The following is a 14,353-nucleotide window of genomic DNA, read 5'->3' on the forward strand; positions in this document are numbered from 1 at the left end:
TGCTGGGAGCGGCCCGGGGCGCGGGCCCTCGTGCCGGACCCACAGAAGGAGTGATCCCGTTGGCCGGAGACCGTCGTACCCCCTCCCGGCGAGCCGCGAGGACCGCGAGCGCGACGAGGGCGACGAGGGCGACGAGGGCGTCGGCCGCGCTCGCCGTGCTCGTCGCCCTCGCGGCCCTCGCCACCACCCTGGCCGGCGCTCCTGCTGCGGCGAGCACCCCCCGGCCCGGCGACCCCGTGCAGCGGGGCATGGAGCGGCTGGTGACCGAGGACCGCTGGCCGGGTGCGCTGGCCGCCGTGCGCGGCCCCGGCGAGCGGCGGTTCCGGCATCTCACCGCCGGGGTCGCCGATCTGGCGACCGGGGCGCCGGTGCCGCGCGACGGGCGGGTGCGCATCGGCAGCAACAGCAAGACCTATCTGGCCGTGGTGGTGCTCCAGCTCGTCGGCGAGGGCCGGGTGGAGCTGGACGGGCCCGTCGAGACCCATCTCCCCGGGCTGGTGCGCGGCGAGGGCATCGACGGCCGGAACATCACCGTCCGGCAGCTTCTCCAGCACACCAGCGGGCTGCCCAACTACACCGACCACCTGGAACCGGACTGGTTCGTGAGCCGCGACCGCTATCTGGAGCCGCGCGAGCTGGTCGATCTGGCGCTCTCCCGCAAGGCGTCCTTCCCGCCCGGCACCGACTGGCAGTACAGCAACACCAATTTCGTCCTGGCGGGCCTGCTGGTGCAGAAGGTCACCGGCCGGCCGCTGGCCGAGGAGATCGAGCGGCGGGTCCTCGCGCCGCTCGGCCTGCGCGACACCTCCTTCCCCGCCGCCGGGGACCGGACCATCCCGGGCCCGCACCCGCGCGGCTACCACGCGGACGACCCGGCACAGACCCCCGGGGACATCACCGTGATGGACCCGTCGTGGGCCTGGGGCGCCGGGAGCATGATCGCCACGCCGGGCGATCTGAACCGTTTCCTCACCGCGCTCATGGGCGGCCGGCTGCTCAAGCCGGCCCTGCTGGAGCAGATGCGGACCACCGTCCCCGCCGACAGGCTCTGGCCGGGGTGGCGGTACGGGCTCGGACTGCTCAGCATGCCGCTGAGCTGCGGCGGGGTGGTCTGGGGACACGGCGGCGACATCCCCGGGTACAAGACCATCAGCGGGGTCACCGACGACGGCCGGGCCGCCACCCTCGCCCTGACCGCGATCCGCCGGGCCTCCCATCCCTCCGTCGCGCACGCCAACGACGTCTTCGACACGGCCCTCTGCGGATGAGGGCGGCGGAACGGCCCGGCGCGGGAGCGCGCCGGGCCGTTCCGCGCCGCTCGGGTCAGGAGGTGAAGGTGAAGTACCTCCACGGGCCGTGCGTGGTGGAGTTGACCGTGTCACCGGAGGAGCCGTTGATGTACGAGGAGCGCATCCGCAGCCGGTAGCCGGTCTCGTGGGGTCCGTTCAGCTGAACCCGGGAGACACCCTTGGAGTCGAGGGGGAAGTACGCGTTCTCCAGCTCCAGGTCGTACCACTTGCCCTCGTAGAAGAACTCCAGCGTCAGCCGCTCGGAGCGGTTCTTGAAGGCCGGCATCGTCGTGGTGAAGTACGGGTTCTTCGACTTCTTGTAGAAGTGGTACTTCTGGTTCCCGAGCTTCGCGTACTTGTAGTGGTTCGTCAGCGCCGTCGACACCTTGACCCTGGTGCCCACCCAGGTCTTCGCCGACTTCGACGAGGTGCGGGAGTCACCGGCGAAGTCCGCCGTCACGACCGTGTCGCGGGTCAGCCTCACCTTCGCGGAGAGCTTGCCGGAGCTGTTCACCGTGCCGGTCTTGATGAGCTTGCGGCCCTTGCCGTCGCCGGCCGGGTCCGCGTACAGCTTCACCGTCCGGTTCTTGTACGTCTTGCCGAGCTTCGCGGTGAAGTTCACCGTGGAGTTGTAGTCGTAGAACTTGTTGTTGTTGTCCAGCGACAGGGTGGTGGACGAGCGCGAGACCTCGACGCTGTCCGAGCCGGCCGACCCCTGGTGCTGGGCTCCGCCCGCGTATGCCGCCCTGTAGGTGACCTTGCCGCCGGAGTACGGGGTGTCGCTGAAGGAGAAGGTGCCGTTCGACGCGACCTTCTTCTTCCCCAGGGACTTGCCCTTCGGCGACTCCGCGTCGGTGCGGGTGACGGAGACCTCGGAGCCCGCCGGGAACGCCACGGTCGCGTTCACCTTGCCGCTGACCGTCACGGGCTTGGCCCGGGTGGCCTTGGCGGGCGCGCTCACCGTCACGGTGGTGAGGGACTTGCCCGGGTCGTTGAGCACCCGGAGCGCGTACGCGCCCTGGCTGTTCTGGGTCACCGCGAAGAGGCGGCTGCCGCTCGCGTCCCAGGCCAGGCCGCCGTCGACCAGGGCCTCGGCATAATTCGTGGTGTTGTTGTTGGGGAAGTCGTAGCTCCGGACCAGCTTGGTGGAGCCGGCCGACGGGAAGATGTGGACGTCCTCGGACCACCGGGCGTCCGAACCGGTCGCGACCCGGCCGTCGGCGGCGACGGCCACCGAGTTGGCGAACTCCTTCGACGCGTACTGGCCCGCCGGTGTGAGGTCCGAGGTCCTCCAGATCTGGTGGCGGTTGCCGGACGCGGCGGTGATCAGCCGGCTGCCGTCCGGGGAGAGCCGGGCGTCGGCGAGCCGGACGCCGAGCGCGGCGCCCCGCACGGTGCGCTCCGCCGTACCGCCGCTGATGTCGTAGACCGCGACCCGGCCCGAGGTCGTGTCGGTCTCCGCGACGACCAGGGTGTTCGGGGCGCCGGGGGTGGTGACCAGCTCGGGGGCCTCGGGCAGCTTGCCGCCGTCCGCCTGGTCCAGGGTGACGACCGGCTCGGCACCGGACAGGTCCAGCGAACCGATGTCGCCGGAGTTCCCGCCGCCGTAGCCGAACCAGATCTTCCCGCCGGCGACGGCGACATCACGCGGCCCGGAGACGGTGTTCCCGATGGGGTACCTGCCGGCCTCGGTGACCGTCGCGGTGTCGTAGGCGAGGATCGCGTTCTCGTCGTTGACCGCCGCGTACAGCGTGCCGCCGTCGGGGGAGAGCGCCAGCCCGTCCACCCCGGGGAGCGAGGGAACCGAGGTCACGACCTTGCCGGTGAAGTCCGTGACGACGATCTGGTTGCCCGTGGAGATGTACAGCCGCTTCCTGGCGTCGTCGACGACGAAGTCGCGCACGGAGTCGACGGGCAGTTTCGTGACGGAGTCGGCCGAGGCCGTGCCCGCCGTGCCGACGACCAGGGCGGCGGAGCTGAAGAGGACCGCGAGCGCCGTCGCGGTAGAGATGCTGCGCCTGCGCACAGTGATTCGTACCCCCACATGGAAACGCGTGGAAACGCGCGAGAAGAGGGCCGCGCGGCACCCGTGATGCGGTGGTTCTCGTCCCGGGGCGCGGCCGGTGTGAAGCGCAGCGTAAGCCATGGGTCCGGCGCATCACACCGCAATACCCCGCAACGATGTGATCACGGGGGGTACCGGACGGTTCGCGGGGCCCGGCCCGGATGCCGGGGGAACGGGCTGGTCACAGAGGTGCGATCGGGGACGGGAAGGGTCCGGCGCGGCTACCGCTCCCCCTCCGGCCAGCCCAGCAGCCGGGCCCCGATCACCGCCGTCTGGAGGGTGTAGCGGTGCACCGGATCGCCCGGGTCTGCTCCGGTCAGCCGGTGGATGCGGTCCAGCCGGTAGGTCATCGCCCGGACGCTCAGGGAGAGCCGGCGGGCCGCCTCCGCCGCCACGCACCCGGTGTCGAAGTAGGCGGTGAGGGTGGCGAGCAGCGGCCCGGCGCCGCCCCGGGCCCGCTGGAGCGGGCCGAGGACGCTCTCCACCAGATCCGCCATGGCCTGCCGGTCGCGGGTGAGCACGGGGTAGACGAGAAGATCGGCCGCGTGCAGCACCGGGTCGTCCAGGCCCATCCGGGCCGCCAGTTCCAGGGCGTTGAGCGCCTCCTCGTACGAGTGGACCACGCCGCCCGCCCCCGGGTGGGCCCGTCCGATCGCCACCCGGCCGCCGTCGGTCACCGCGTACGCCTGCTTGGCGAAGAAGCCCAGCACATCGGCCTGGTCGGCCGGGGCGATACAGATCAGCCGGCCGTCCTTGGTGGTCAGCAGGATGCTGCGGTGCCCGAAACGGCCGGTCAGCTCGGACTCGATCCTGCGGGCGACCGGAAAGCCGTCGTCGTACGGCTCCGGCCCCTGCGCCACGGCCACCGCGTGCGCGTGGGAGAGCAGCAGCCCGAACCGCTCGGCGCGCTCGGCGATCCGGCCGAGGTCGCTGGTGCCGTGCAGCAGATCGTCGATGAACTCCCGGCGGGCCGCCTCCTCCTGGCGCACCGCGAGCCGCTGGGCCCGCTCATGGCCCTCGGCGAAGGCGTCCACGGCCTGCTCGACGGCGGTCAGCAGATGGTCGGCGGCGGTACGCGGGAGCCGGGGGCGGACATCCCGCGCGGCGGCGAGCTGGGCACGGACCAGGGCGCGCAGCCCGATGCCCGCTTCGGCGGCCTGTTCGCCCCGGGCGCGGAGGAACTCCAGTTCGTCACGGGTGAGTCGGCGGCCCGTCCGGCATGCGTCGATCAGTATGCGGGTATAGCCCTCGCGATCGTCCTCGGACAGCTCCTGTTTCACCATGGATTCCCCCCACTCTTAACGCTTTCCTGACGCCCCTCGAACAGGGTCGCACGGCCTCCCCAAGGGTCGTGACCGGCATCAAGAAAGCGTAAAGACTGCCGGTCCACGGCAATGAACCCACCCCCGCGCCGGGCTCAGAATGAGCACGGCGACCGGGCCGGGACAGAGCGTCCCTGCCGGGGTACGGAAAGGACCGCCAACCACCACACCAGCAGCGGGCCGGCCGGGGCCGGGACAGTGAGACGGGGGAGAAGTGATGGGCGAGTTCGTCGATGCCGTGACCGGCTTCCCCACCGTGCTGTTCACCGCCGCGCTCGTGGTGGTCGCCCTCTTCTGGCTGCTGGTCCTGGCCGGCGCGGCCGAGGCCGACGCCTTCGACGCCGATCTGGACACCGGCGCGCTGAGCGTGGGCGGGGTGCCGGTCGCGGTCTCCGTCTCCCTGCTGACGGTCTTCGGCTGGTTCACCAGCCTCACCGGCTCCGTGCTGCTCGCCGGGGCGGAGGGGGCCTGGCGGCTGCTGTACGTACCGCTGCTGCCGCTCTCCCTCCTGATCGCCTGGCGGCTGACCCGCGCCGTCGTCCGGCCGCTCGTCAAGCTCTTCCCCGACGAACCCGCGCCGTCCCGGCAGGACTTCATCGGCCTGACCTGCACCATCCGCACCGGACGGGTGGGGGCGGACTTCGGCCAGGCGGAGGTCCGGGCCCGGGACGGCTCCACGGCAGTGGTGCAGGTGCGCCAGAACGGCACCGGTGAGATGTCCCTCGGGGCGACCGGACTGCTGTACGCGTACGACCACACCGGCGAGTTCTTCTGGGTCGCGCCGTACTGACGCGCCGCACCGACGCTCCGTACTGACGCGCCGCACTGACGCTCCGCACGGAGTCCCGTACCGGAGTCCTGTACCTGAGCGGCGTCCTGACGCGCCGGGCCGGCTGCGCGCACCGGCGCGCGGTACCGGCGGCCGTACGGACACGCCCCGCCGGCCCACCGCACCGTCACGACGCACCGGCCCGCGCCCTTGGGGCCCGGCCGCTCTCTCCGCTCCCACCTCTCCGCTCACCCGCCGCCCGCGAAACGGGAATCTCTCATGGATGCCATCTCCCTCGGCCTCGGCGTGCTCATCGCCGTGGTCCTGCTCATCGCCGTCGCACTGCTCCTGGTGATCAGCCGTCTCTTCCGCAAGGTGGAACAGGGCAAGGCCCTGATCGTCTCCAGAATGCGCAAGGTGGACGTCACCTTCACCGGGCAGGTCGTGCTGCCCGTCCTCCACAAGGCCGAGACCATGGACATCTCGGTGAAGACCATCGAAATCTCCCGCACCGGCCGGGACGGGCTGATCTGCCAGGACAACATCCGCGCCGATATCCGGATCTCGTTCTTCGTCCGCGTCAACAAGACCGTCGAGGACGTCATCAAGGTCGCCCAGGCCATCGGCACCGCCCGCGCCAGCGACCAGACCACCCTGCAGGAGCTGTTCAACGCCAAGTTCTCCGAGGCGCTCAAAACCGTGGGCAAACAGCTCGACTTCACCGATCTCTACACCAAGCGCGATGAGTTCCGGGACCGGATCATCCAGGTCATCGGCACCGATCTGAACGGCTACAGCCTGGAGGACGCGGCGATCGACTATCTGGAGCAGACGCCGCTCGCCCAGCTCGACAGCAACAACATCCTGGACGCCCAGGGCATCCGGAAGATCACCGAACTGACCGCCGTCGAGCATGTGCGCACCAATGAGTTCCAGCGCCACGAGGAGAAGGAGATCACCCGGCAGAACGTCGACGCCCGCGAGGCGATCCTCGAACTGGAGCGCCGGCAGGCGGACGCCGAGATCAAGCAGCGCCGCGAGATCGAGACCGTACGGGCCCGGGAGGAGGCCGAGACGGCGCGGGTGGTGGAGGAGGAGCGGCTGCGGGCCCAGGGCGCGTACCTCAGGACCGAGGAGCAGCTCGGCGTGCAGCGCGAGAACCAGGCCCGCGAGGTGGCCGTCGCGGCGAAGAACCGCGAGCGGGTGATCGCGGTGGAGAGCGAGCGGATCGAGAAGGACCGGATGCTGGAGGTCATCGCCCGGGAGCGGGAGACCGAACTGACCCGGATCTCCGCCGAGAAGGAGGTGGAGGCCGAGCGCCGCGAGATCGCCGAGGTGATCCGCGAGCGGGTGGCGGTGGACCGTACGGTCGCGGAGCAGGAGGAGTCCATCAAGCGGCTGCGCGCGGTGGAGGAGGCCGAGCGCGGGCGGCAGACGGTCGTCATCGCCGCCGAGGCGGCGGCGCAGGAGCGGCTCGTCAAGGACATCAAGGCCGCGGAGGCCGCCGAGCAGGCGGCGGTGCACCGGGCGGCGGAGGAACTCACCCTCGCCGAGGCGAGGAACAAGGCCGCCGACATGGACGCCCGCGCCCGGATCAGGCTCGCCGAGTCGCTCCAGGCGGAGGCGGCGGCCGAGGGGCTGGCCGCGGTCACCGTCCGGGAGAAGGAGGCGGACGCGATCGAGAAGTCCGGCCGCGCGGAGGCCGGGGCGACCGCGGCCCGGCTCTCCGCCGAGGCGGAGGGGCTGACGGAGAAGGCCGCCGCGATGGCCGCGCTGGACGAGGCGTCCCGCGGGCACGAGGAGTACCGGCTGCGGCTGGAGGCGGAGAAGGAGATCCGGCTCGCCGGGTTCGAGGTCCAGCGGCGGATCGCGGAGGCGCAGGCCACGGTGGTGGCGACCGGTCTGGAGAGCGCGGACATCAGCATCGTCGGCGGGGAGTCGGTGTTCCTGGACCGTCTGGTGCAGTCGATCTCGCTCGGCAAGGGGATCGACGGGTTCGTCGACCACTCGCGGACCGCGCGGACGCTCGCCGGGCCCTGGCTGGACGGGTCGGCGTCCTTCACCGGCGATCTCACCCAGGTGCTGGGCTCGGTGTCCACGGCGGATGTGCAGAACCTGACCGTGTCCGCGCTGCTGATGAAGCTGATGGGAGGGGGCGGCGGCGCGGCGGACGGGCAGTTGGAGAGCCTGCTGGCCGCCGCCGACCGCCTGGGCATCAAGGACACGCCGCTGGCGGCGCTGAACGGGCACGGGCAGAGGCACGGGCAAGGCCCCGGGCAGGGACCCGGCCAGGGCGCGGCCCCGGGCCGCGGCCAGGGCTGAGGGCACGGCCCTCCCGCAAGTTCCGCGGCTGCCGCGCGGGGGGCGGCAGCCGCGGTTCGTACGTACCTTCAGGGAGCTGGACCATATGGAACCGGGCATGAACACGAAGACGGACAGGACGGCGGGGGAGCCCGGAGCGGACGGCTCCGCCCGGGCGGCGGGGACGGGACCGGGCGGGCCCACCGGGACGACGGGCGCGGAGGCCGTCAGCGGCGGTGCCGGGTCGTGGGACCCCGGGGCGGCCCCGGGCCCCGGCGGTCCGGGGCGTGGTCCCGGCACGGGCCGGGGCGCCGGCGGCGGTCAGGTTGCCGGCGGCGGCCCGGGTGCCGGTGGTCCCGGCGGACCCGGCGTCGGTGACGGGCCGGGTGCCGGTGGCGGTCCGGCTGTCCGTGGCGGTCCGGGCCGTGGTCCCGGTGGCGGTCCGGGGCCCGGCCTCGGTGACGGCCCCAGCCGCCCCGGTGGCCGCCCGGGTGCCGGTGGCCCCGGCCCCGGTGACGGTCCCGGCGGGCCCGGTGGCGGGATCGACGCCGGGACCTATGAGCTGCTGCGCGACCGCCTCCACCAGCGCGCCGCCGAGCTGGCCCGGCGCGCCGAGGCGCTCAACACCGCCCGTGCCGGCGCCTTCGGCTCCACCGGGCTCACCCTCACCGGCACCGGCACCCTGCGCACCCCCGCCCCCGCGCTCCCGCGCGACCTCGCCGCCGTCGGGGGCCGGCTGCTCTTCGCGTACGACCCGCCCGGGGGGCTCACCGCCCGCACCGAGGCCGGCGACGTCCTCGCCCTCCACGACCAGGAGCTGAACCGGCTCCCGGAGGACGCCGTCCCGGGGCTGCTCGACGACCCGGCGTTCACCGCCGAGTTCGACGCCCTCCGCCGCTACTACCGGGGCGCCCGGCTGCTCCGGCTCCGTACGGTCGGCGACCGGCTGCTCGCCGTCCTCCTCACCGGCGAGAAGGACATCCGGGTGCTGCGCTGGGAGACCGGGAACGGCCGGGTCCGGTTCCTGGACGCCCGGGGCGAGCGGGATCACGCCCTCCCGGCGCCGTACGACTTCGACTGGACCGGGACCACCCGGGACAGCCATGTCCCGGGCCGGGTCCCCGGCCGCCATCCGCACCTCTCCATCGAGGGGGAGCTGCTGCTCTCCACGGCCGGCGGCTCCCTCACCCTGAGGGCGGCCGGTGCCCCGGACTCCGCCGGCCCCCTCCACCAGGAGCCGGTGGACGAGCCGCTCCAGTCGCTCGCCGACGCGGAGGTGGCGTACGCGCGGGTCGGCGCGCTGCTGCTGCTGCGGGTGCGGCCGTACAACGAGACCACCCTCCGCCATCTGGTCGTCAACACCCTCACCTCGTCGGTGACCCGGCTCGACGCCATCGGCCAGGCCGCGCGCCGGCTCCCCGGGGACGAGGGGATCGTCTTCCCCGGCGGCTACTGCCTCGCCGCGACCGACACGGTGCGGACCTTCGACGGCGCCGCCCCCGAACACCCCGGGGCACCGCTGGAGTTCGAGCGGACGGTGCGCTCCCCGGGCGGCGAGGACGTGCTCTTCGTCTTCCGCTCCCCCACCCGCACCCTGCTCCTCCCGTACAACACCATCCGCAAGGAGATCGCGAGCCCGCTGCCCTGCCTCGGCCACGCCCTCTTCGACGACGGCACCCTCGCCGTGCTCCGCGCCCCCGAGCCGGGCGAGGGCCCCGCCACCGCGCACCGCACCCAGGTGTGGAGCACCCCGTTCGTCTCCGACACGCACCCCGTCCCCGACCCGGGCGGCCCCCTGTCCCGGATCGGGAACGCCGACCTGGTGCGGGCGGTCTCCGACACGCTGGCCATCGCCCGCCAGGCCACGGAGACCACCGCCACGGCCCAGGTGTACGAGACGCTGGCCGCCGCCTGTGTCCGCGCCGCCGACCGCTACCCCTGGCTCGGTGACCCGGACGCCGGGGATCTGCGCACCCCGCTGGAGGAGGTGCGGGCGACGGCGGCGCGGGTGCTGGAGGAGTTCGCCACCGTGCAGACGCTGACCCGGCGGGCCGCCGAAGCGCTCGCCGAGGCGGACCGGCGTGTCGCCCGGCTCGTGCGCCGCGTCCGGGGCGAGGCACCGGCGGCGGCGGAGGAGTGGATCGCGCGGATCACCGAACTGCGCGCGGAGCAGGGGCGGCTGCTGACGCTGCGGGAGATGCGGTACGCGGACCTGGAGGCGCTCGACACCCTCGGCCGGGACATCGGCGACGGCATCGCGTCGACCGGCCGGCGCGCGGTGGCCTTCCTCGGGCGCGCGGACGCCTTCGCGGCCCACCACACCGAGACCGAGCGCTTCGCCGCCGGCGCGGAGGCGGTGGCGACCGCCGCGGACGCCGGGCGGCTCGGGGAGCGGCTGACCGAGCGGACCGCCGGGCTGCGGGCGCTGAGCGAGGTCGTCGCCGGTCTCGACATCGCCGACACGACCGTGCGCACGGCGGTCCTGGAGCGGATCGCCGAGGTCCTCACCGGGATCAACCGGGCCCGCGCCGGGCTCACCGCGCGCCGCCGGGAGCTGCTCGACCAGGAGGGCCGGGCGTCCTTCGCGGCCGAGTCCGCCCTGCTGGGCCAGTCGGTGACGGCGGCGCTGGAGGGCGCCGGCACCCCCGAGAGCTGCGACTCCCAGCTCGCCTCGCTCCTGCTGCAACTGGAGAACCTGGAGACCCGGTTCGCCGGGCACGACACCTTCCTCGCCGCGATCGGCGAGCGGCGTGCCGAGGTGTACGAGGCGTTCGCGGCGCGGCGCCAGACCCTCCAGGACGAGCGCGCGCGGCGGGCCGGGCGGCTCGCGGACGCGGCGGAGCGGGTGCTCGCCGCGATCGCGCGCCGGGCCGCGACGCTGGAGAGCACGGACGCGGTGCACACCTACTTCGCCTCCGATCCGATGGTGGTGCGCGTCCGGGCCACCGGGGACGAACTGCGCGCGCTGGGCGACCGGGTGCGGGCGGAGGAGCTGGAGGGCCGGCTCAAGGCGGCGCGCCAGGAGGCCGCGCGGGCGCTGCGGGACCGCCGGGAGCTGTTCACGGACGACGGCGGCACCATCCGTCTGGGGCGCCACCGGTTCGCCGTCACCACGCGGCAGGCGGAGCTGACCCTCGTACCGCACGGGGACGGGATGGCGCTCGCGCTGACCGGCACGGACCTGCGATCGCCGGTCACCGGGGCGGAGTTCGGGGCGACCCGGCCGTACTGGGGCCGGACCCTGCCGTCGGAGTCCGCCGAGGTGTACCGGGCGGAGCACCTGGCGGCCCGGCTGCTCCCGGAGGCGGCGGGCGCGGCGCCGGAGGAGCTGGAGCACCTGGTGCGGCGGGCGGCGGAGGCGGCGTACGACGAGGGGTACGAGCGGGGGGTCCACGACCACGACACGGCCGCGATCCTCCGGGTCCTGCTGCGGTTGCGCGCGGGGGCGGGGCTGCTGCGGTACCCGGCGGGGGCGCGGGCGGCGGCGCAGCTCTTCTGGGCGTACGGGACCGCGGAGGACGAGCGGGAGCGCTGGCGGCGCCACGCCGTGTCGCTGACACGGGCGCGTTCGCTCTTCGGCACGGCTCCGGCGCTGGAGGTGCTGCGCGCGGAGATCGCCGAGGCGATGGCGCGGGCGCGCACGGCGGGTGCGGTGGGGGCGGCGCCGGACGCGGGGGTGGCGGCGGGGTATCTGGTGGAGGAGCTGGGGTGCGCGGTGCCTCGGGAGCCCCAAGGGGCCCCGGTGTCCCCCGTGTCCCCCGTCTCCCCCGTCTCCGCCGTCTCCGCCACCTCCGCCGTGTCGTTCGCGACGGGTGCGCCCGCCCGGCTGTTCCTGGACACGTTCCGGAAGCGGGCCACGGGGAGCCGGGGGAGCACCCCGGGGCACACATCCCCCTACGCCGCCGATGTCCGGGCGCTGCTCGAAGCCGACGACCCGCTGGGGGCGCACCGGCTGATCGAGGGCTGGCTGGTCTCCTGCGCCGCGTCGTCCGGCGAGTCGGCCGACCCCGGCGACCTCGCCGAGGCGGTGGCGATCGAACTCTGCGCCGGCCTGGTCCGCCACGAGGTGGAGGCACCGCTGAGCGGTACGGTCACCGGGCTGCTGGGCAGCCATCCGAGGATCGGCCGGGGAGGGGTGCTCACCGTGCGGCTCGACGAGTTCCTCACCCGTACCGCCGGCTTCGCCGCCCAGGGCGTCCCCGGCTTCCGCGCGTACCGGAAACTGCGCGGCACCCTGGTCGCCGAGGGGCGGGAGCGGCTGCGGCTGGACGAGTACCGCCCCCGGGTCATGTCCTCCTTCGTGCGGAACCAGTTGGTGGACGAGGTGTATCTGCCGCTCGTCGGCGACAGCCTGGCCCGGCAGCTCGGCGCGGCGGGCGACGCCCGGCGCACCGACAGCGCGGGGCTGCTGCTGCTCGTCTCACCGCCGGGTTACGGCAAGACCACGCTCATGGAGTACGTCGCCGACCGCCTCGGGCTGCTCCTGGTCAAGGTGGACGGCCCGGCGCTCGGTTCGGCCACCACCTCGCTCGACCCGGAGCGGGCACCGGACTCCGCCGCGCGCCGGGAGGTCGAGCGGATCGCCTTCGCGCTGGAGGCGGGCACCAATGTGCTGCTCTATCTGGACGACATCCAGCACACCTCGCCGGAACTGCTCCAGAAGTTCATTCCGCTCTGCGACGCCACCCGCACACTGAATGGCCGTGACCTGCGGGGAAAGCGGTTCGCGGTCTGTATGGCGGCGAATCCGTACACGGAGTCGGGGGAGCGTTTCCGCGTCCCCGACATGCTGGCCAACCGGGCCGATGTATGGAATCTGGGCGAGGTGCTCACGGGCAAGGAGGACGCCTTCGCGCTGAGCTTCGTCGAGAACGCGCTGACGTCCCATCCGGTGCTGGCCCCGCTCGCGGGCCGGGACCGGGCCGATCTCTCCCTGCTGGTCCGGCTGGCCTCGGGCGATCCGGCGGCCCGCCGGGACCGGCTCGTACACGCGTACGTCCCGGCGGAGTTGGAGGGGGTGCTGGCGCTGCTGCGGCACGCGTTGACGGCGCGTACGACCGTACTCGCCGTCAACGCGGCGTACATCGCGTCCGCCGCCCGGACCGATGAGACGCGCACCGAACCGCCGTTCCGCCTCCAGGGCTCGTACCGGAACATGAACAAGATCGTGCAGCGGCTCGACCCGGCGATGAACGAGGCCGAGGTGGCGGCGGTGATCGAGGACCACTACGCGGGTGAGGCGCAGACACTGACCAGCGGCACGGAGTCCAATCTCCTCAAACTGGCGGAGCTGCGCGGCACACTGGGCGAGGCGGGGGCGGCGCGCTGGGCCGAGGTGAAGGCCGGGTATCTGCGGGCGCGGGCGCTGGGCGGCGGGGGCGGGCTGGGGCTGGTGGCGGAGCGGCTGGCGGGGGTGGAGGCGGCGATCAGGGGGAGTTGAGAGGGGGCCGGGGGGCGGGGTCCCCGGGGCTCGGGGGCTCCGGGGCTCGGGGGCTCGGAGCCTCGGGGCCGGGGTGGCGGGCGCGGGGCTCCGGGCCTCCGAGCCGGGGTGGCGCGGCCGGATATCTGTCCACACCCTGTGGACAACCCTCCCCCACTTCCACTAGAGCGATCGTTCTACACAGGTGCTAGAGTCATGCCCGCACCGCTAATTAGAGCGTTCGTTTTAGTCCTTGAGCTCGTGGAGGTCCTTGTGGAGAATCCTGCGCACACCCCGGCGGACGCCCCGGTGTCCGGCCCCCGGCAGCCCCTCACCCTCATCGGACTCGGCCCCATGGGCCGGGCCATGGCCGCCGTGCTGCTCGACCGGGGCCATGAGGTCACCCTCTGGAACCGCACCGCCTCGCGGGCGGACGAGCTGGTCGAGCGCGGCGCGGTCCGCGCGGCGAGCGTGGCGGACGCGCTCGCCGCGAACGAGCTGGTGATCCTGAGCCTCACCGACTACGACGCCATGTACGGACTCCTGGAGCCGGCGGCCGGGGCGCTGGCCGGCCGGACGGTGGTCAACCTGAGCTCCGACACCCCGGAGAAGACCCGGGCGGGGGCCCGGTGGATCGCCGGGCACGGCGCCGTGATGATCGCGGGCGGCGTCAACTCCCCGCCGTCCGGGATCGGCCGGCCCGATTCGACCACCTTCTACAGCGGCCCGCGCGACGCCTTCGAACGCCACCGTCCCGCCCTGGAGTCGCTGACCCGCGCGGACCACCGGGGCGAGGACCCCGGACTCGCGGCGCTGATGTACCAGATCGGGATGGTGATGTTCTGGACCTCGATGCTGAGCTACTGGCAGGCCATCGCACTGGCCGGCGCGAACGGGCTGACGGCGGCGGATGTCCTGCCGCACGCCGAGGACACCATGGGCGGGATGCCCGCCTTCCTCCGCTTCTACGCGGAGCGGGTCGACGCGGGGAACCACGCCGGGGACGTGGACCGGCTGGCGATGGGCGCGGCGAGTGTGGAGCACGTCCTGGACACACTGGCGGACGCCGGGGTGGACAACGCCCTGACGGGCACCCTGCTGGAGGTGTTCCGGCGGGGGATGGCGGCCGGGCACGCCGAGGACAGCTTCTCCAGCCTGGTGGAGCTGCTGAGGAAGCCGTCCTGAGCG

At 73.5% G+C, this 14,353-nt stretch carries 7 protein-coding genes; 5 read left to right on the top strand and 2 right to left on the bottom strand.

Annotated elements, in window-relative coordinates:
- Nucleotides 1–59: 59 nt before the first annotated feature.
- Nucleotides 60–1,268: a serine hydrolase domain-containing protein gene (locus ACWCRA_RS15625; protein WP_451067836.1), complete on the top strand. Its 1,209-nt coding sequence runs from the start codon at nucleotides 60–62 to the stop codon at nucleotides 1,266–1,268.
- A gap of 55 nt (nucleotides 1,269–1,323) precedes the next feature.
- On the opposite strand, the gene ACWCRA_RS15630 is transcribed toward ACWCRA_RS15625, so the two are convergent.
- Both ACWCRA_RS15630 and ACWCRA_RS15635 read right to left on the bottom strand, forming a co-directional pair.
- Nucleotides 1,324–3,315 (bottom strand): YncE family protein, encoded by a 1,992-nt coding sequence (locus tag ACWCRA_RS15630; RefSeq protein WP_451067837.1) that lies wholly within the window; start codon nucleotides 3,313–3,315, stop codon nucleotides 1,324–1,326.
- 260 nt (nucleotides 3,316–3,575) lie between these two features.
- Nucleotides 3,576–4,637: a PucR family transcriptional regulator gene (locus ACWCRA_RS15635; RefSeq protein WP_451067838.1), complete on the bottom strand. Its 1,062-nt coding sequence runs from the start codon at nucleotides 4,635–4,637 to the stop codon at nucleotides 3,576–3,578.
- A gap of 256 nt (nucleotides 4,638–4,893) precedes the next feature.
- Between ACWCRA_RS15635 and ACWCRA_RS15640 the strand changes: the two genes are divergently transcribed.
- From ACWCRA_RS15640 to ACWCRA_RS15655, 4 genes are all read left to right on the top strand, one after another.
- Entirely contained in the window at nucleotides 4,894–5,466 is a 573-nt protein-coding gene (locus tag ACWCRA_RS15640) for a hypothetical protein (RefSeq protein WP_351556361.1), read from the top strand.
- 258 nt (nucleotides 5,467–5,724) lie between these two features.
- A complete protein-coding gene (locus ACWCRA_RS15645; RefSeq protein WP_451067839.1) occupies nucleotides 5,725–7,767 on the top strand; it encodes an SPFH domain-containing protein in 2,043 nt (680 codons plus the stop codon).
- A 97-nt stretch (nucleotides 7,768–7,864) separates the two neighbouring features.
- Nucleotides 7,865–13,186, top strand: coding sequence for a DNA repair ATPase (locus tag ACWCRA_RS15650; protein WP_451067840.1), 5,322 nt, complete (start codon nucleotides 7,865–7,867; stop codon nucleotides 13,184–13,186).
- A 288-nt stretch (nucleotides 13,187–13,474) separates the two neighbouring features.
- Complete coding sequence (locus ACWCRA_RS15655; protein ID WP_351556437.1) at nucleotides 13,475–14,350, top strand: NAD(P)-dependent oxidoreductase; 876 nt, start codon at nucleotides 13,475–13,477, stop codon at nucleotides 14,348–14,350.
- The last annotated feature ends 3 nt before the right edge of the window (nucleotides 14,351–14,353 follow it).

It is taken from the genome of Streptomyces sp. NPDC001889, assembly GCF_053594535.1.